This window comes from Ruegeria sp. ABD4_443 (genome assembly GCF_056160865.1).
In genome coordinates this window covers 14,781-33,816 of sequence record NZ_JBSWYA010000007.1, presented here as the reverse complement: position 1 = coordinate 33,816, position 19,036 = coordinate 14,781, and the positions used below count along the sequence as shown (strand labels likewise).

At 62.3% G+C, this 19,036-nt stretch carries 19 protein-coding genes; 8 read left to right on the top strand and 11 right to left on the bottom strand.

Features of this window, described 5'->3' with window-relative positions; genetic code table 11:
* The first annotated feature begins 10 nt into the window (after positions 1–10).
* On the top strand, positions 11–985 hold the full coding sequence (locus ACXAG8_RS14035) for a LysR substrate-binding domain-containing protein (RefSeq protein WP_475226862.1): 975 nt from the start codon (positions 11–13) through the stop codon (positions 983–985).
* Positions 986–998: 13 nt separating this feature from the next.
* On the opposite strand, the gene ACXAG8_RS14030 is transcribed toward ACXAG8_RS14035, so the two are convergent.
* The 9 genes from ACXAG8_RS14030 to ACXAG8_RS13990 form a co-directional block, all read right to left on the bottom strand.
* Complete coding sequence (locus tag ACXAG8_RS14030) at positions 999–2,099, bottom strand: mandelate racemase/muconate lactonizing enzyme family protein (protein WP_475226859.1); 1,101 nt, start codon at positions 2,097–2,099, stop codon at positions 999–1,001.
* Positions 2,100–2,231: 132 nt separating this feature from the next.
* Positions 2,232–2,984: an SDR family NAD(P)-dependent oxidoreductase gene (locus ACXAG8_RS14025; RefSeq protein ID WP_475226855.1), complete on the bottom strand. Its 753-nt coding sequence runs from the start codon at positions 2,982–2,984 to the stop codon at positions 2,232–2,234.
* On the bottom strand, positions 2,971–3,897 hold the full coding sequence (locus ACXAG8_RS14020) for an NAD(P)-dependent oxidoreductase (protein WP_475226851.1): 927 nt from the start codon (positions 3,895–3,897) through the stop codon (positions 2,971–2,973). The genes ACXAG8_RS14025 and ACXAG8_RS14020 overlap by 14 nt, the downstream gene beginning before the upstream one ends.
* A gap of 2 nt (positions 3,898–3,899) precedes the next feature.
* Positions 3,900–4,937, bottom strand: coding sequence for a transketolase family protein (locus ACXAG8_RS14015; RefSeq protein ID WP_475226848.1), 1,038 nt, complete (start codon positions 4,935–4,937; stop codon positions 3,900–3,902).
* Positions 4,934–5,791 (bottom strand): transketolase, encoded by an 858-nt coding sequence (locus ACXAG8_RS14010; RefSeq protein WP_475226845.1) that lies wholly within the window; start codon positions 5,789–5,791, stop codon positions 4,934–4,936. Before ACXAG8_RS14010 ends, ACXAG8_RS14015 begins: the two co-directional genes overlap by 4 nt.
* Positions 5,792–5,968: 177 nt before the next feature.
* Positions 5,969–6,706, bottom strand: a complete 738-nt coding sequence (locus tag ACXAG8_RS14005; protein WP_475226842.1) for an SDR family oxidoreductase — start codon at positions 6,704–6,706, stop codon at positions 5,969–5,971.
* A 47-nt stretch (positions 6,707–6,753) separates the two neighbouring features.
* Positions 6,754–8,535, bottom strand: coding sequence for an IlvD/Edd family dehydratase (locus ACXAG8_RS14000; RefSeq protein ID WP_475226838.1), 1,782 nt, complete (start codon positions 8,533–8,535; stop codon positions 6,754–6,756).
* Positions 8,536–8,702: 167 nt separating this feature from the next.
* The gene (locus ACXAG8_RS13995) at positions 8,703–9,617 is read right to left on the bottom strand and encodes an NAD(P)-dependent oxidoreductase (RefSeq protein WP_475226835.1); all 915 of its coding nucleotides are present in this window, start codon (positions 9,615–9,617) and stop codon (positions 8,703–8,705) included.
* A 15-nt stretch (positions 9,618–9,632) separates the two neighbouring features.
* A complete protein-coding gene (locus tag ACXAG8_RS13990; protein ID WP_475226832.1) occupies positions 9,633–10,394 on the bottom strand; it encodes an SDR family oxidoreductase in 762 nt (253 codons plus the stop codon).
* A gap of 123 nt (positions 10,395–10,517) precedes the next feature.
* Here ACXAG8_RS13990 and ACXAG8_RS13985 point away from each other — a divergent pair, with 123 nt between their 5' ends.
* From ACXAG8_RS13985 to denD, 6 genes are all read left to right on the top strand, one after another.
* Positions 10,518–11,582, top strand: a complete 1,065-nt coding sequence (locus ACXAG8_RS13985; RefSeq protein WP_475226829.1) for an L-idonate 5-dehydrogenase — start codon at positions 10,518–10,520, stop codon at positions 11,580–11,582.
* On the top strand, positions 11,549–12,151 hold the full coding sequence (locus tag ACXAG8_RS13980; protein WP_475226826.1) for a LysE family translocator: 603 nt from the start codon (positions 11,549–11,551) through the stop codon (positions 12,149–12,151). Before ACXAG8_RS13985 ends, ACXAG8_RS13980 begins: the two co-directional genes overlap by 34 nt.
* A 75-nt stretch (positions 12,152–12,226) precedes the next feature.
* The gene (locus ACXAG8_RS13975; protein ID WP_475226822.1) at positions 12,227–12,634 is read left to right on the top strand and encodes a hypothetical protein; all 408 of its coding nucleotides are present in this window, start codon (positions 12,227–12,229) and stop codon (positions 12,632–12,634) included.
* Entirely contained in the window at positions 12,631–14,031 is a 1,401-nt protein-coding gene (locus ACXAG8_RS13970; protein ID WP_475226819.1) for an FAD-binding oxidoreductase, read from the top strand. The genes ACXAG8_RS13975 and ACXAG8_RS13970 overlap by 4 nt, the downstream gene beginning before the upstream one ends.
* Positions 14,028–14,969, top strand: coding sequence for a sugar kinase (locus tag ACXAG8_RS13965; RefSeq protein WP_475226815.1), 942 nt, complete (start codon positions 14,028–14,030; stop codon positions 14,967–14,969). Before ACXAG8_RS13970 ends, ACXAG8_RS13965 begins: the two co-directional genes overlap by 4 nt.
* Complete coding sequence (gene denD / locus ACXAG8_RS13960; RefSeq protein ID WP_475226812.1) at positions 14,966–15,934, top strand: D-erythronate dehydrogenase; 969 nt, start codon at positions 14,966–14,968, stop codon at positions 15,932–15,934. Before ACXAG8_RS13965 ends, denD begins: the two co-directional genes overlap by 4 nt.
* A 30-nt stretch (positions 15,935–15,964) precedes the next feature.
* On the opposite strand, the gene ACXAG8_RS13955 is transcribed toward denD, so the two are convergent.
* Positions 15,965–16,903 carry a 2-hydroxyacid dehydrogenase gene (locus tag ACXAG8_RS13955; RefSeq protein ID WP_475226809.1) on the bottom strand — a complete coding sequence of 313 codons (939 nt, stop codon included), beginning with the start codon at positions 16,901–16,903 and terminating at the stop codon, positions 15,965–15,967.
* 191 nt (positions 16,904–17,094) lie between these two features.
* On the opposite strand from ACXAG8_RS13955, the gene ACXAG8_RS13950 reads away from it, so the two are divergent.
* Entirely contained in the window at positions 17,095–18,264 is a 1,170-nt protein-coding gene (locus ACXAG8_RS13950) for a pyridoxal phosphate-dependent aminotransferase (protein WP_475226806.1), read from the top strand.
* 39 nt (positions 18,265–18,303) lie between these two features.
* Here ACXAG8_RS13950 and trhA read toward each other — a convergent pair whose 3' ends face one another.
* Positions 18,304–18,972 (bottom strand): PAQR family membrane homeostasis protein TrhA, encoded by a 669-nt coding sequence (gene trhA, locus ACXAG8_RS13945; RefSeq protein WP_475226803.1) that lies wholly within the window; start codon positions 18,970–18,972, stop codon positions 18,304–18,306.
* Positions 18,973–19,036 lie beyond the last annotated feature (64 nt).

Below are 19,036 nucleotides of genomic sequence, written 5' to 3'. Positions count from 1 at the left end.
GATCGTACAGATGGCCCGCCCGCTGAACCTCAATGCTTACCTGCATTTCGAAACCGTGGCGCGGCGGGGCACCGTGACACGCGCGGCCGAAGAGCTTTCGGTGTCCCCCTCTGCGGTCAGCCAGCAGATCAAATTGCTGGAGCAGACGCTGGGCGTGCGTCTTTTCCGGCGCGAGGGGCGCAGGCTGAGCCTGACGCTTGAAGGCGAACAGCTGTTTCAGGCATCCTCGGCCTCGTTGGGGATGCTGCGGGATGCGCAGGGCAATCTTGGGCAAACGCGCGAGTCCCGGCGGCTCAACCTGCGGGTCTCGCCCAGTTTCGGCGTCCGCTGGCTTGGCCCGCGTTTGCATGATTTCATAGCGCGGCACCCGGATTGGGACCTCAGGATAGATGCGGCCCCTGACCCCACCGATTTTGACCGCGAAGTCATGGACCTTGATATTCGCTATGGCAGCGGTCAGGGCCTGGACCATTGGGGCGGGTTTCATGCGCAGGCCGTGTTGCACGACCATGTCCTGCCGCTGTGCAGCCCCGAATACTTGTCGCGACTGCCCGCCCAGGCGGCAGGGACCGAATTGCTTGACGCCGCGCGGTTGATCGACAGCGCGCGGGCCTTGTGCCAATGGGACAGATGGTTGCTTGAGACCGGCATAACAACGCGCAGCAACCGCAAATCGATCCTGATGGACCGGTCTTCGATGGCGCTGCAACTGGCATTGGACGGCGTTGGGATCGTTCTGGAAACGCTGGCGCTTGCCCTGCCCGAGGTCACGGCGGGGCGGCTGGTCCCTGTTACGCCGGACCTGCCGGTTCTGCGGTTTCCGGCCTATTGGGCGCTGTGCCCGACCCGGCACCTGAAACGCCGGGCGGTGCGCCTGTTTCTGGACTGGCAGCACGAACAAGCAGCCGACCACGACCAATCGCTTTCCCGGCTTTTGACCCGGCATGGCCTGTCTACCAGGGATATTGCCCCCGAACCCGCCTGACCCGCACGCGTCTTTATCCGGGTGTTTCCAGATGCACCCGCTGCAGCGCGTCCCAGTCAAAGGACACTCCGACACCCGGTGTATCGGGGGCAACGGCCAGATGGTCGCGCACGACAATGGGGCGTTTGGTATAGCGGTCAATCGGAAAGGAATGCACCTCCAGCCACCCGCCATGCGGTTGCGAGGCCACCAGGCTGACATGCAATTCCTGCATCCCGTGGCTGCAAACCGGAACGCCATGTTCGCGCGCCAGCGCGGCCACCTGCAACCACCCGGTGATACCGCCGCAATTCGAGGCATCAGGCTGGATGAACCCCAGTTGCGAGTCCCGCAACGCCATCTCGAATTCGTGGATGGTATGCAGGTTCTCGCCCATCGCCAGGGGGATGTCGCTGTGTCGGGCAATTCGGCCATTGCCCCTGTAATCGTCGGGGATTGTCGGCTCTTCGAACCAACAGATGTCATAAGGCGCAAAGGCCTGCGCGGCCCGGATCGCCTGTTCGACGCTCAGCGCGTAATTCGCATCCACCATAAAGGTGATATCGGGGCCGATTAGGTCACGCACTGCCCGCACTCTTTCGACGTCTTCCGCAAGCGTCGGTTGCCCGATCTTGATCTTGATGCCGTTGAAACCACGCGCAAGGTAGCCCCGGATGGAGTCAAGCAATTTGGGCAGCGGAAAGTTCAGGTCGATCCCGCCCGCATAGGCCTTGCAGGTCGCGCCCGCCCCGCCCGCCACCTGCCAAAGCGGCTGCCCAAGCGCCCGGCACCGCAGGTCCCACAGCGCGATATCGACAGCCGAAATGGCAAAGGACGCGACGCCGCCGCGCGCCACGTAATGCACATGCCAGCCCATTGCATCATACAGCGCCTCGACGTCCCGCGCGTCCTTGCCGATCAGGAATGGCACGAGATCATGTTCGATCATCGCCGCAATCGCGTGCCCGCCCTTGCCGCCCGTGTAGGTATAGCCGGTCCCCTCAGACCCGTCCTCCAGCGTCACCGTCGCGGTCACCAGCTGGAAAAAGGTGTGATCGCCATGCTTGGCGTCACTAAGCACCTCGTCCAGCGGAATGTTGAACAGGCGGACACGGATATCCTTGATCTTGGGCATGTGAGGGTCCTTTGGAGATGGTACCTAGCGCCCCATCCAGCCGTCTTCTACGGTGACGACCGGCAACCGGGGCCGTCTTGCCGGACAGATCAAAAAGAGGCGCGTTATTCCTAAGATGCGCATACCACGAATTCAGTGAATCAACGACCCGCCATTCACGTCAACCTCGGACCCGGTGACATAGGCCGACAAGTCCGACGCCAGAAACAACGCGCAACCTGCCACATCCGAGGCCCGACCGGCCCGCCCCATCGGAATGCCCTCGACGATCCCCGCTTTCATTTCGGGCGTCAGTTTTCCTGCGGTTATGTCCGTTGCGATGAAGCCGGGGCAGATGGCGTTGGACCGGATGCCATCAGGTGCAAGTTCGCGCGCCATTGCCTTGGTCAGCCCCAGAATGCCCGCCTTGGCCGCCGAATAATGCGGCCCGCCAAAAATCCCGCCGCCGCGCTGCGCCGAAACCGAGGACATGTTGACCAGCTTGCCGCTTTTGCGGCCGCGCATATGGGGGATCACCGCCTGGCTCATGTTCAACGTCCCCAGCAGATTTACATCCAGCACCGCGTCATAGTTTTCATGCGTAATGTCCATGATCCTGAGCGGCTGCGTGATGCCCGCGTTGTTGACCAGGATATCGACCTGTCCAAACGCACCAAGCACCGCAGCAACCGCGTTGTCGCAATCGGGTTTGCGTGTCACGTCACAAGCCAGCCCAATATGCGCGGGGCCGATCTCGGCGGCGGTTTCTTCGGCCTGGCGTGCATCCAGATCCAGGATCGCCACGCGGCAGCCGTGTTCGGCGAACAGCTCTGCCGTTGCGCGGCCCAGCCCGCGCGGGCTGGCCGCCCCGGTAATGACGGCTGTTTGCCCCTCAAGAAGTCCCATTTGGCGTATCCTTGTCACTTGGCGTTACGTTTACGGGCCGGGCGGTCTGGGCCTCATAGACGCGGACCACCTCGCTGTCGTCACAGGCCCCCAGCCCCATATCGCCCGCCTGGCGCAGAACGGCGAAGGCGGCCTCTGCCATCGGCAACGGTGCGCCTGCGTCCTGTCCGGCCTCCAGTACCAGCCCGACATCCTTGATGAATATGTCGATGGTCGATGTAACCTCGGGGTCGGCCTGCATCATGCGCGGGGCGCGGTCGCTGAACATCCAACTGTTGCCCGCAGCGCCGCTGACGATTTCATACAAGGTCTGCGCCTCGCACCCTGCCTTGACCCCAAGCGCCATCAACTCGGCAGCGGCAACCAGATGAACGCCAGCCGCCAGTTGATGAACGACCTTGTAGGTGGCGCCCAGACCGGGTTCGGAGCCAAGCCGGTAGACGGTATCCGACACCGCCGCCAGCAAGGGGTCGGCGCGCAGGAACGCGTCCTCTGGGCCGGACGCCATCACCGTGAGCGTCCCGGCATCCGCACCGACCTGCCCGCCCGAAACCGGCGCGTCGATCATTTGATGGCCCATATCCTGCAAGCGGGCCGCGATGTTCCGGGCGCTTGCGGGGGCAACGGTTGAACACAACAGAACCACCGCATCAGAGGCCAGCGCAGCAGCCGCTGCGCCCGAACCAAACAAGGCCTCGTGGGCCTGTTCGGCCGTCGCAACCATGACCAGCAACAGATCGCACCCGGCCGCCGCTTGGGCCGCTGTTTCCGCCGCGACACCCCCGGCTTGCCCAAAGCGGGCGCGGGCCGTTTGGGACAGGTCGAACCCCTTCATTGCAATCCCGGCTGCAAGAATGTTGCGCGCCATGCCCTGCCCCATCGCACCCAGTCCGATTATCGCCGCGCGCGACATCCTCAATCCTCCAACCAGGTCTTGACGCGGGAAACGATGCTGTCGACGGACAACCCGTACTGATCATGCAATGTCGGCAACGCGCCCGCGTCCAAAAACTCGTCCGGCAACCCGATCTGCCGAAACGGCACAAAAGCGCCGGATCGCATCAGCGCAGCCGCCACGGCCTCGCCCAGCCCGCCGGTGACCGAGTGGTTTTCGGCGGTGACGACCAACCGGCCCCCTTTCTGCGCTTCGGCCAGAACGGTTTGGGTATCCAGCGGCTTGATGGTCGGCACATGCAGAACCCCGCACGAGACATTGTCCCGCGCCAGCGCAGCAGCCGCATCGAGCGTTCTCATGGTCATGAACCCCGTCGAGATGAAAAGGACATCCGATCCGTCAATGATGGTCTTAGCCTTGCCCAGTTCGAACCTGTACCCGTATTCCCCCAACACATCAGGCACCTTGCCCCGCAGCAGGCGCATATAGACCGGACCCGGCGTATCGGCGATGGCATGCGTGGCCTGTGCAATCTCGGTGGCGTCACAAGGGTCGATGACGGTGAGGTTCGGCATCCCGCGCATGATCGCAAGATCCTCGGTCGCCTGGTGGCTGGGCCCATAGCCCGTCGTCAGACCGGGCAAGGCGCAGCATATCTTGACCGGCAGGCTTTCCTCGGCAATCGCCATGCAGATAAAGTCATAGGCCCTGCGCGAGGCAAATACAGCGTAAGTGGTGGCAAAGGGCACGAACCCTTCGCGGGCCAGTCCGGCCGCTGCGGACATCAGCAGGGCCTCGGCCATACCCATCTGGTAGAACCGGTCCGGATGTGCATTCGCAAAAACATGCAGGTCGGTGTATTTCGACAAATCCGCGGACAGGCCAACGATATCCTCGCGCCTTTTGGCAAGATCGGTCAGCGCGTGCCCGAATGGTGCGTCGATCGTGCTGCGCCCTTCGGCATCCAGCGAGGCGATCATGGCGCTGGTCGCCAGTTTTTGGTCCGGGGCCTTGCGCGGCGTGTACTTGCCCTTGCGGCGCGACATTGACGGGGTCATAGCGGCACCTCTGCGTCCAGATGGTTCAGGGCCTTGGCCCATTCGTCGGCCTCGACCCGGATGAAATGCGTCTTGTCACGGGTTTCCAGAAACGGCACGCCCTTGCACATCATCGTGTTGCATATGATCACCCTGGGGGCCGGTGCGGGATGCGCGCGCGCGGCATCAAACGCCCGAACCAGCGCCTGCAGATCGTTGCCGTCCACCTCTTGTGCGAACCAGCCAAAGGCCTGCCATTTGGCCGCTTCGGTGCCCGGTTCGGTGGCCAGCGCCGCCCGCGTTGGGCCGTCGGCCTGCTGGTTGTTGAAGTCCACGATAGCGATCAGGTTGTCCAGTTTCCACTGGACCGCTGACATCACCGCCTCCCAGGTCGATCCTTCGCCCAGTTCCCCATCCGATAGCATGTTATAGACAAAGGCCGGGTTCGCCTTGCGCTTCAGGCCCAGCGCGGCCCCGACGGCGATGCCCAGACCATGCCCAAGCGAGCCGCCGGTGATTTCCATTCCGGGGGTATAGGCCGCCATGCCCGACATCGGCATGCGACTGTCATCCATCCCATAGGTTTCAATCTCGTCTTCGGGCAACACGCCCGCCTCGATCAGCGCCGCATAAAGGGCAATCGCATAATGCCCGATCGACAGGTAAAACCGGTCGCGCCCGTCCCATTCCGGGTCTTGCGGGCGAAATCGCAAAGCGTGGAAAAAGCTGACGGCCAGGACATCTGCAACGCCCAGCGCCTGACCGATATATCCCTGGCCCTGGACCTCGCCCATGCGCAGCGCATTGCGGCGGATCGCCCAGGCCCGCCGCTGCAGGCTGACATTCGCGCCGGTATTTTCGATCCCGTCTGACAAACCGTTCCCCCCCCCTGGCATGACGCAGAGCCCGGCCGGGCTCTGCCTGATGCCAGACCACCATCAGGGCGCGCGCGCGACAAGTCAAAATACTTAAAGAGTTCTTTAGCCCCGCTTAACATTCAAAACGGAAACAACCCTGATCAGGCAGCGTACGGGCCGGTCTGATCTGCCAGCCTAGCCCCGACCGATATATGGCATATTCGTGGCCATCACGGTCATGAACTGAACATTTGCCTCAAGCGGCAAAGAGGCCATATGCAGCACGGAATCGGCCACATGCTGCACGTCCATGACCGGCTCGACCTTGATTGATCCATCTGCCTGCGGCATGCCCGTCGTCATCGATTGCGCCATATCGGTCAGCGCGTTGCCAATGTCGATCTGACCACAGGCGATGTTGAACGGACGGCCATCCAGGCTGATCGTCCGTGTCAGCCCGGTAATCGCGTGTTTCGAGGTCGTATAGGCCGCCGAACCCCAGCGCGGCACGTATGCCGAAACCGACCCGTTGTTGATGATCCGCCCGCCCTGAGGGTCCTGGCCCCGCATCCGGGCAAAGGCCGTGCGGGCACAAATGAACGACCCTGTCACGTTGATGTCGATCAGTTCGCGCCACGCCGCGACATCGAGTTCGTCGATTGGGGCGCCTTTCAGCGTGACACCTGCATTGTTGAACAGTGCGTCCAGCCGCCCCCAAGCATCCATGGCGTGGTCAAACACAGCCTCGACCGCGGCGCTATCGGTGACGTCGCATGGCAAAGCCAGCGCCTCGGGCCTGCCATTGGCGACCTCTTCCAGCGCCGCGGCGTTGCGCCCGATCAACCCAACGCGCCACCCCGCCGACAGGAACGCCAGGGCCGTTGCCTTGCCAACGCCGCGCCCGGCGCCGGTAATAATAATGCTCTTGGTCATTGCTTTCCTCCCTGCGCGCCAATCGGGCAAAGCCCGCCGCGCAAAAATCAGTGGTTGTCGCGCGGCAACGCGGTGCGCGTTTTCTGATAGGCTGTCGCCAGTTCTAGGCATCCGCCATCGGCCAGTTGCCCGACATGCTGGCGGTAGATTTCCTGCCAGGGGGTCTGGCTGACAATCTCGGGCGGGGTCCACGCGTCGATACGGGCCTGCCATTCATTGGCCTCGACCATTGCGTTCATGGTCGAATTGTTCAGGTCCAGCCGAACCATATCGCCATTTCGCAGATGCGCCAGTCCGCCGCCCACCACAGATTCCGGGCTCGCGTTCAGAATAGAGGGGCTTTCGGATGTGCCCGATTGCCGCCCGTCCCCGACCGTTGGCAAATGGTTGATACCCTGACGGATAATCGCATCTGGCGGCTGCATGTTCACCACTTCGGCCGAGCCGGGATACCCGACACAGCCCACGCCGCGAATGAAAAGGATGGTGCGTTCGTCGATATTCAGATCGGCATCGTTGATCCGGTCATGGTAATCTTCGGGGCCTTCGAACACGACGGCCTTGGCCTCGAAAACACCTTCGTTTCCGGGTTCAGACAGGAACCGGGCCCTGAAATCGTCAGATATCACGCTGGTTTTCATCAGCGCGCTGTCAAACAGATTGCCAGACAGCACTTTGAACCCGGCATTGTCCCGCAGCGGCGCATCGTAGGTCGTGATGACATCCAGGTCCTGGCTTTGCCAGCCCTCCAGGTTCGCACCCATGGTGTCGCCGGTTGCGGTCATCGCCCCATCGTGCAGACGGCCCGCCTTTCTGAGCTCACCCATCACGGCTGGCACGCCCCCCGCGCGAAAGAAGCTTTCGCCCAGGTATGCGCCTGCGGGTTGCATATTGACCATCAGAGGGACATCAAAGCCGATTTCTTCCCAATCGCGAACATTCAGTTCAACGCCGATATGGCGCGCCACGGCCTGCAGATGCGGCGGAGCGTTGGTCGACCCGCCGATTGCGGCATTCACGACAATCGCATTCTCGAACGCTTCGCGCGTCAGGATGTCCGACGGTTTGAGATCGTCATGCACCATTTGCACGATGCGCTTTCCAGTCTCATAGGCCATCGCCATGCGTTCGCGAAACGGGGCTGGAATGGCCGAATTGCCCGTCAGGCTCATCCCAAGCGCTTCGGCCATGGCGTTCATCGTGCTTGCGGTGCCCATCGTGTTGCAATGACCCAGCGACGGCGCCGAGGAACACACCCGGCTCATGAATTCATCATAGTCGATCTCGCCCGCAGCCAGAAGACGACGGCTTTCCCAGACGATCATGCCCGACCCGGCCCGCTGGCCTTTCCACCACCCGTCAAGCATCGGGCCGCCATTCAGGGCAATCGCGGGCAGGTCCACGGTGGCCGCGCCCATAAGCATTGCCGGCGTGGTCTTGTCGCAACCGGTCGTCAGCACCACCCCGTCAATCGGATAGCCATGCAGCACTTCGACCAGCCCGAGATAGGCAAGGTTCCGGTCCAGAGCGGCCGTTGGCCGTTTGCCGGTTTCCTGGATCGGGTGCACCGGAAACTCCATCGGAATTCCGCCTGCCTCACGTATCCCTGCCTTGATCCGGTCCATCAGGAAAACATGGATCTTGTTGCAAGGCGCCAGGTCGCTGCCCGTCTGCGCGATGCCGATGATCGGCTTGCCCCCCTGCAATTCGTCGCGCGTGAATTCCTGGTTCTGGTAACGCTCGACATAAAGGGCGGTCATTCCGGGATTGTTGGGGTTGTCGAACCATTCCTGCGAACGGAACCTCTTGTGCGCGCGCGTGTCGGACATTTTTTCCTCCCCCTCAATTGGCAGCCGGGACGCGTCCCGGTTTTTTGGCTATTTCGACACCATTCCCATTTGGTATACCAAATGCAAGTGCATTCCGCATGCGGCCCGACACTCGTTTCGGTCACGCGGCAGGTCGGGCCCCGGAAATCACAAAACCGTTTGCGCGGTCATGATCCGGTTTCCTTGTCCATGTCCAGCCCGTTCAGCCGCCCGACGTGATCCGACAGCATCGGAACATAATCCTGCCCCGCGCCAATGGCTTCGGCATGGGCATAATAGTGCCGCGCAGCCGAGGCCATGACATTCATGGCACCGGCATCCGTCGCCATGGCGTTCACGTATCTGAGGTCTTTCGCCGCGTTCGCAATTGCGAATTTATGCGCGTCACGATTTCGATCGACGACATAGTTCATAAACGTGTCAAAGAACCCGCATCCCATGCGACTGGGCGCGATAACCTCGCGCAATTGGGCCGGAGAAATCCCGATCTTGGCGGCCAGAACGGTGGCCTCGGAATACAGGGCGCCATAGCTCATCGAGATGAAGTTCATCAGCAGCTTCATTTTATGGCCGTTTCCGACCGGCCCCATATGCGTAACCGTCCCGGCCCAGCAATCCAGCACCGGGCGCACCTTTTCCAGAACCTCTGGCTCGGCACCGACCATGGCGTCCAGCGCGCCCTCTTCAGCCTCTTTCGGCGTGCGCCCAAGCGGGGCGTCAACCAGCGCGCCGCCCCGGTCTGCAAGCGCCCGGGCCAAAGCAAGGGTCGAGGTCGGGTCGGCGGTGGTCGTGTCCACAACGATCAACCCGTTGCGGGCACCGGCCAGGATGCCGTCCGGTCCGTTGAACACGGCTTCGACCTGGGGGCTGTTCGACAGGCAGATGTGAATGACATCGCATTTTTCCGCCATTTCCCGAGGGGTTGCAGCCTCGTTTGCGCCTTTGGCCAGCAAGCTGTCCACCGGGGTGCGGTTGACATTGCCTTTCACCCACAGCTCATAACCACCCAAGAGGATGTTCTTGGCCATGCCATGCCCCATCAGGCCAACACCGATAAATCCGACAACGGGTTTATTGCTCATGACTTTTCCTCCGCTTCACAGGCTTGCAGTGATACCGCCATCCACGAACAATGTGTGGCCGTTGACAAAACTGGCGGCATCGGACGCCAGGAAAACGCATGCACCGACCAGTTCATCAATCTGGCCCCACCGTCCTTGCGGTGTCCGCTTTTCCAGCCAGGCCGAAAACTCGGGGTCACTGACCAATGCGGCGTTGAGGGGTGTATCAAAATACCCCGGCGCAATCGCATTGCAGTTCAGCCCCTTGCCGGCCCAATCCGTGGCCATGCCCTTGGTCAGGTTGGTAATTGCCCCTTTCGACGTGGTGTAGGGGGCGATGCCGGGCCGCGCCAGCGCGCTTTGGACGCTTGCAATATTGATGATCTTTCCCTTGCCCCGCCCGATCATGTGCCGCGCGGCGGCCTGGCCAACGTAAAACGCCGAATTGACATTGGTCCGCATCAGGCGATCAAAGATCTCGGGGGGGTAATCTTCAAGCGGCTCACGGTGCTGCATACCGGCGTTGTTGACAAGGATATCAACGGCCACGCCCCGGTCTTCCAGACTGTCGATTGCCGCACGCGCCGCTTCGGGGTCGGTCACGTCAAAGGCCAGGGTTTCAACCTGCGCCCCCTCGGCGCGCAGCTGCTCGGCTGCGGCTTCCAGCCGCTCGGCGTTACGGGCATTCAATACAACGCTGGCCTGCGCCCGTGCCAGCCCACGCGCCAGCGCAAAGCCAATTCCCATCGACGAACCGGTCACCAATGCCCGGCGGCCACTCAAATCAAAGAGCTCCATCTCTCCTCCCACTTGCAAGGTCCGCGGGAGTTGACATTCCCGACCAAACGCGACTTGATAAAAATGGTATACCATTTCAGGGTGGATGCAAGGGAAACCCCGGACGCGGCAGGAGGAACCAGCTTGAAGGCGCTATTTGCACATGCGGCGCGGGACTTGCGCCTGGGCGAGCACGCCCCCCGACCGCCCGGCCCCGGCGAGGTGTCCGTAACGCTGGCGCGCGGCGGCATCTGCGGATCGGACCTGCATTATTACCTGCATGGCGGGTTCGGGTCAGTCCGCTTGCGCGAGCCCATGATCCTTGGCCACGAGGTCGCGGGCCATGTTTCCGCCATAGGGCCCGGTGTCACCGGGCTGAGCCCCGGCGAATTGGTTGCGGTTTCCCCGTCGCGACCCTGTGGTGCCTGCGCCGAATGCCTGCGCGGCCTGCCCAATCACTGCCTTGAGATGCGGTTTTATGGGTCCGCCATGCCGTTTCCGCATATCCAGGGCGCCTTTCGCGAGGAACTGGTGGTCAGTGTCAGCCAATGTGTTTCGGCGCAGGGGCTTGACCCGGCACAGGCCGCGATGGCCGAACCGCTTGCGGTTGCCCTGCATGCGGTGCGGCAGGCAGGCCAGATGTTGGGGCGCCGTGTGCTGGTCACGGGGTGCGGCCCGATCGGCATCCTGACGATCCTGGCCGCGCGCCGGGCCGGGGCGGGCGAAATCGTTGCTACCGACATTGCGCCGAACGTATTGAAATTTGCCCATATCGCCGGGGCGGATGTCACACTGGATACCGCCTCCAACCCCGAGGCATTGGCGCCCTATACCGATGACAAGGGATGTATGGACATCCTGTTCGAATGTTCCGGGGCCGAGGCCGCCCTGCGCGCGGCAATCCCGGCCCTGCGCCCCAAGGCCAGAATTGTCCAGCTGGGCCTGTCCGGTGACATGTCCCTGCCGATGATGCAGATCACGGCAAAGGAAATCTCGCTGGCAGGATCGTTCCGTTTTCACGAGGAATTTGCGGTTGCGGTATCCCTGATGCGCAAAGGGCTGATCGTTGTCGACCAGCTTGTCACCCACAGCTTTCCGCTGACCCACTTTGCACGCGCTTTTGATGTCGCATCGGACCGCAGCCGCGCCATGAAGGTGCAATTGGAGTTTGGGCAATGCTCACCTATGCCGCAGCCGTTTGCTTTCTGATCATCACCCCCGGCCCCGGTGTGATGACAACCGCAGGGTTCGGCGCCGCGTATGGGTTTCGTCCGTCCCTTCGGTATGTCCTGGGTCTGTTCATCGGAACGAACCTTGTGATGCTGGCCGTGATCACGGGGCTTGCCGCGGTGATCCTGTCGGTTCCGTGGCTGCGCAACGTGCTGATGGCCGGGTCCGTCGCCTATCTGCTTTACCTTGCCATGCGTATCGCCTTTGCCGGGGCAAAGGTGGCCTTCATGGAAGCCAAGACACCGCCGGGCGTCACCGGCGGCATCCTGTTGCAGGCCATCAACCCCAAGGCCTATGCGGTCAATACATCGCTGATCACGGGGTTCAGCTTTGCCCCGAGCAATTTTGCCTTCGAAATGATCACGAAGGCAGCGATCATGAACGCGATCTGGATTCCGATACATCTGGGGTGGCTCTGGGCGGGCGTGTCCCTGCACCGGCTGAACCTGCCCGACCGGACGCAGCGCAGGATCAACATCCTGATGGCCCTGTCCATGCTTGGCGTCGTCGCACTTGCCCTGTGGTCTGCGGCGCGTGGCTCGCCATGAATGGCGCGGACCCAGACCGCGGCCGCCCCGGCGTGCCCTTGCTGCACCCATTGAACCCACGTACCAGGACATGAAATGACCCAGACACACTATTCCGGCATCCGGCCGGTTGCCCCCACCCCGTTCGACCCGGACGGCACGGTTGATTTCCCGGGAATGCAGCGCGTTCTGGATTGCGTGATCGATCAGGGCGGCGCGGATATCGACGGCCCCTTTGACGGCGAAGAAGCGATCACCTTGCTGGCAGACCTGGATGCGGGCGCAACCGGAACGATGACATCGGCGATGATCCCGGACCTGATCGGGCCGGTTGTCCGGGTTTTCCTGGCCGGTCGCCGTCAGGCCGCGATGGTCAAAGGTGGCGTCATCGCGTCGGATTTCTGCCGCGACCCTATCCCTCCGCTGCACCCCGACACACGGGCCATGCTGCCTGAGCTGTTGCGGCCACGTGACCCGTTGGCGCTGCGCTGGGGGCGGGGATGAGCATCGAACGCGCCATTTCCAGGCTTGCACAGCTGCTGGGCCCCAAGCTGTCGCTGTCGCAGGCCGATCGCGACCTGCACGGACAGAACGAGACATATTTTCCGGTGACGCCGCCCGACGCGGTTGCCTATCCGGATTGCACCCAGGATGTGTCGGCGATCCTGCGCATCTGCAACGAAGAGCTGTGCCCGGTCACGGCCTATGGCGCGGCCAGCTCTCTTGAAGGGCAACACCTGGCCGTCAGCGGCGGGATCAGCCTGGACCTGCGCGACATGAACCGGGTTCTTTCGGTCAATTCCGAAGACCTTAACGCCGTTGTGCAGCCGGGCATTTCGCGCAAGCGCCTGAACGAGGATTTGCGCGCCACGGGGCTGTTTTTCCCGGTCGATCCCGGCGCCGATGCCAGCATTGGCGGAATGGCCGCCACCCGTGCCTCGGGCACCACCGCGGTCCGCTATGGCACAATGCGCGAGAATGTTCTGGCGCTTGAGGCGGTCATGGCCGACGGCACGGTCATGCGCACCGGCAGCCAGGCGCGCAAATCCGCAACCGGATATGATTTGACACATCTGCTGATCGGGTCCGAAGGGACGCTGGGCATCATTACCGAACTGACCTTGCGCCTGCATGGCACCCCCGAGGCGATCACGGCCGCCACCTGTCGGTTTCCCACCGTCGAAGACGCGGTGAATTGCGTGATCCTGACCATACAATCGGGCCTGCCCATGGCCCGGATCGAGTTGCTGGACGAGATGATGGTCCGGGGGTTCAACATCTATTCCAAATCCGACCTGCCCCCGGTCCCGCATTTGTTCCTGGAATTTCACGGCACCCCCGACGGCGTGGCCGAACAGGCGCGCTCGTTTGCCGATATCGCTGACGGGTTCGGTGCCCTAGGCTGGCAGACCGCCCAGCGGCAGGAAGACCGCAATGCGCTGTGGCTCATGCGTCATTCGGCGCATTATGCCTCGGCCGCGCTTGGGCAAAGCGGGCATATCTGGCCGACCGATGTCTGCGTTCCGATCTCGCGCCTGGCCGAGGCGGTCCTTCAGGCCCAAAACGAGGCCAGGCGGCTTGGCCTGACCTCGACAATCGTCGGCCATGTCGGCGACGGAAACTTCCACGCAGGCGTCAGCGTGAACCCCGAAGACCCCGACGAGATGCGCCGCGCCGAGGCCTTTACCACGGCCCTGGCCGAAACGGCCCTGCGTCTTGGCGGAACCGTGTCCGGCGAACATGGCGTGGGTCTGGGCAAGCAGAAATTCATGGCCGCTGAACATGGGGCCGCGCTAAGCTATATGCGCATCCTCAAGGCCAGTTTTGACCCCAACAACATACTCAACCCCGGCAAGGTTCTGCCCCAGAACCCCGCGCCTGAACTGAAAGTGGCACAATGAAACGGTTTCTTCCCATCGGTGAATGCATGGTCGAGCTCGCGCAGGCAGGAGATAACCTGTACCGCCGAGGCTTTGCCGGCGACACGTTCAACACGGCGTGGTATGCCCGCCGCCTGCTGCCGCAGGGCTGGACGGTCGGGTATCTCAGCGCCATCGGCACCGATTCAGTATCGCAGGAAATGGCCAGCTTTATCAGCGCCGAGGGGATCGACACCCGATACCTGAGACCGGTCCCGGATCGGACCGTTGGGCTTTACATGATCTCGGTAGAAGACGGCGAACGCAGTTTCTCGTACTGGCGCGACGCATCCGCGGCCCGGAAGCTGGCCGATGATGCGCAATGGCTGCGGGCCGCGATCCTGGATCAACCCCAAGACAGTGTGCTTTATTTCTCGGGCATAACACTGGCGATCCTGCCACCGGAACACCGTAGCCTTTTGTGCGACCTACTGCAGGAAGCACGGTCGCAAGGCGCAACCGTCGCCTTTGACACCAACCTGCGCCCGCGCCTTTGGGAAAGCCAGGCGCAAATGCAGGCGGGTATGCGCCTTGGGGCCGCATCGGCCGATATCGTTCTGCCATCCTTCGATGAAGAGGTCACATTGTTCGGCGACACCACACCCGAAGACACCGTCGACCGGTACCGGGGCCGCGGCGCAAAGGTGGTGGCCGTCAAGAACTCGGGCGGGGACCTGATGCTTTGGGACGCCCAGGGTGGGGCGCGGACCGTCCCAGCGGAAAGGGTCGCGCAACCGGTCGACACAACAGCGGCCGGAGACAGCTTTGGCGCAGGGTTCGTGTCGGGCCTTGCCCTGGGCAAACGCCCGGACGAAGCGGCCGCCGGGGCGATGTCGCTGGCCGCGCAGGTCATTCAGGAACACGGCGCCCTGGCTCGGGGCATTTTCGAAGCCACCACATCAAACGGAGCGAAGGTATGAACATACTGATCATCGGAGGCGGCGGCGTCATCGGTCAGAAACTTGGCCGGTCACTGGCGGCGCGCGGCACCTTGCGCGGGCAGCAGATCAGTCGGATCATCCTGGCCGATATCGTCAACCCGGCCCCGATCCCGGACGCCGGGGTTCCTGTGAATTGTGTGACTTGCAACATCACTGACCCGGCCTCGGTCGCCGCTTGCCTGACCAAAGACACCGACGTGGTCTATCTGCTGGCCGCGATCGTTTCAGCCCACGCCGAAGAGGATTTCGATGCAGGCATGACGATCAACATGATGGGCACCCTGAACGTGTTTCAGCATGCAAGGCAGCTGGGCACCAAGCCGGTCATCGTGTTTTCGTCTTCAATCGCCGTCTACGGAGGCGAGGTCCCCGACCCGATCACCGATCACAGCTTTCTGAATCCGCAAACATCGTATGGGGCGCAAAAGGCCATTGGCGAACTGTTGTTGAATGATTTTTCCCGCAAAGGGTATGTTGACGGGCGCGGGTTCCGCCTGCCGACCATTTCGGTCCGGCCCGGCAAACCGAACAGGGCCGCGTCAAGCTTCATGTCGTCGATCCTGCGCGAACCGCTCAACGGGCAAGAGGCCATCTGTCCGGTCGACGAGGACTTTCCACATTACTACCTGTCGCCGCGCAAATGCGTGGAAAACCTGGTCAAAGGGGCGGAAATCGACGCCCAGGACCTGGGTCAGAACCGCTGTATGATGATGCCGGGGCGTATGTGGACCATCCGGCAGTTGATCGACGCGATGACCGCCGTGGCCGGACCCGCCCCGACGCAGCTGATCCGCTGGGAGGAGCAGCCCGAGATTCAACGCATCGTCAAGGGCTGGCGTTTTGACCTGCGCCCCGAAAAGGCGCTGAAGCTGGGGTTGACCGCCGATGACAGCTTTGAAGACAACATCCGGTACTACCTGGAGGATGACAAACCGGCGGGCTGAACCCCCAACGCGCCGGTCAGGCGGCCTGCCCTAGTTGACCGGCGTTTTCAGCGCGGCACCCTGCCGGAACGCGGCAATGTTGTCACGTTGCAGGGCCGCCATCGCAGCGCGGGTTTCATGGGTTCCCGACCCCTGATGAGGTTGGATCACCACATTTTCAAGCGCGTAAAAGCGGGGATCTATGTCGGGCTCGTTCAGGAAAACGTCCAGCCCCGCACCGGCAATACCGCCGGTTTCCAGAGCGTCCAGCAACGCGCCTTCATCAATGGTCGTCCCGCGCGAGATATTGACCACGATCCCCTGCGGGCCAAGCGCATTGATCACCGCGCCCGAGATGAAATTCTCGGTCTCTTTTCCGCCGACAAGCGCCACGACAAGATAGTCCACGGCCCTCGCCAACGAAACCGGGTCGGAATGATAGCTCCAGCCCGGTGTTTCTTTCTCGGACCGCGCGAAATAATGGATATCCATCTTGAAACCGGCCAGCCGGTCCGCGATTTCACGCCCGATCCGCCCCAGCCCGACGATGCCGACCTTGCCGCCCGAAACCTTGCGGTTCAGAGGGTATTCGCCTTGCGCTTTCCACTTGCCGGTCCGCGCCCATGCGCTTGCATGCTCCATCTCGCGCCCGGTTGCCAGCAACATCGCCACGGCAAGGTCCGCCACATCATCGTTCAGGACATCCGGCGTGTTCGTCACCCGGATATTGCGCGCCGTCGCGGCCTCGACGTCGATTGCATCATAGCCCACGCCGTAATTCGCGATCAGGCCCAGACCGGGCAGCATGTCCATTTCCGCCGCCCCGAATGCCGAATGCCCCTTGAAGGCAACAGCGCTGATGCCGTCGCGTATGGCGGCGTCCAGACCGGCAATCTCGGACGGAGATGCAACCGCAACCGGGTCAAACGTGTCTTGCAGGGCTGCGCTGTCCGTTTCGCTGAAGGTGCCGATCATCAAGGTGGCGCTCATGTTGGTTACTCCGCTCGTTGGCAATTGGTATTCCCGGACCGCGCGCCCGGACCTTTGGCCTGCGTCAAGGCCAGCTGCTGGGGACAAAACACGCGCAAACGGCTTTGCATTTCCGCGCGGATTCACTATTGCTGTTTTGGTATACCAAAAACCCCGCCGTTTCAAACTGCCAAATCAGGGAAATCACGAACATGTCCGGATTGATTTTTGCCGACAGCCTTTCACGCCTGGGAACCGAGTCGGCATTTACCATTCTGGCCCGCGCACAGGCGCTGGCCGCCGAAGGTCGGGACATCATCAACCTTGGCATCGGGCAGCCCGATTTCCAAACCCCCGAACACATCGTCGAAGCCGGGATCAGGGCACTGCGCGATGGGCATCACGGATACACGCCTGCCAACGGTATCCCTGCCCTGCGCGAGGCCGTGGCAGCGGATCTGCACCGGCGCCACGGGGTCGAGGTCAACCCAGACAACGTGGTGGTTGTGCCCGGCGGCAAGCCGACGATGTTCTTTGCCGTTTTGCTTTTCGGACAGCCGGGGGTCGAGATCATGTACCCCAATCCCGGCTTTCCGATCTATGAATCCGTTATCCGCTATTCGGGGGCAACGCCGGTCCCGATTTCGCTGAAAGAAGAAAACGATTTTGCCTTTTCTGCCGACGAGGTACTGGCGCAGATCACGCCTGCCACGCGCCTGATCATAATCAACTCGCCCGCGAACCCGACCGGCGGCGTCACGCCCCGCGCCGAAATCGACAAGCTGGTGGCCGGGTTGCAGGATCACCCGCATGTGGCGCTGATGTCGGACGAGATCTATTCGAACATGCTGTATGGCGGGCGCGAGCATGTCTCGTTGTTGCAATACCCTGAAATCCGGGACCGTTTGATCATGCTTGATGGCTGGTCCAAGACTTATGCGATGACAGGTTGGCGGCTGGGCTATGCCGTGTGGCCCGATGATGCGGTGGAACATGTGACCCGGCTGTGCATCAACGACCATTCCTGCGTCAACGCCGCCACGCAATTTGCGGGGATCGCGGCGCTCGAAGGTCCGCAGGACGCGGTCCGCGACATGGTCCAGGAATTCGACGCACGCCGTCAGGTGATCGTGCGCGAACTGAACAGCCTGCCCGGCGTCACCTGCACCGATGCGGCGGGCGCATTCTATGCGTTCCCAAACATTTCCGGCACCGGGATGAGCTCAGCGGAGGTCCAGAACCTGTTCCTTGACCAGGCCGGGGTCGCCACCGTTGCGGGCACGTCCTTTGGCGCCTTCGGCGAAGGTTACGTCCGCTTTTCCTATGCCAATTCGACCGAGAACATCCTGGAAGCGATCTCTCGTATCCGCAAGGTTCTGTAACCCCGCGGGCAAGCACGGGCCGGGATTATCAGGCAGCGCTCAGGCGGGGTCTGCCGGCAGCCCCATGATGTGTGTCGAGACTGCGAAAAAGAACAAAACTGTCCCTGCCAGCACGAAAACATGCCAGATGGTGTTGTGAAAGGGTAGCCATTCAAGAAGGTAAAAGGCGACGCCTGCCGTATAAACGACCCCACCCGCGATCATCAGGATCACGACCGTCCGGGACAGCTCGGCCAGCATGGGCTGACCCGCCCAAACCACGGCCCACCCCATCATCAGGTACAGCACCAGCCCCAGCCACCGGAACCGGTCGGGGTCGATTGTCTTTAGCACCACGCCAAGGGTTGCCGATGACCAAAGCCCCACCAGCAGCCCCGGCGCCTGCGTGCCCGGAACCAGCAGAAAAGGCGTATAGGTTCCGGCAATCTTTACATAGATACCGGAATGGTCCAGCCGCCGCAGATGCGCCGTCCAGCGGTCGCTGTCCACCATGTTGTAGAGGGCTGAAAACGTCAGCATCAGCACCAGGGTCACGCCATAGACCGACGCGCCCAGCACGGCACCGGACCCAGGGTGATAGACCGCCGTGGACACGATCAATGCGGGAACCGCAAACAGCGCCATTGTGATGCCCAGGACATGCACGGCCCCGTCGCTGACCCGTTCGGCCCGGCTGTAGGCCGGGCGGATATGTGCAAATGACCACATCCTTGAAATCTAGGCACACGCCGGGCACGCGGCAAGCCTGACGGGCCGATCGCTGCGTCCGGCG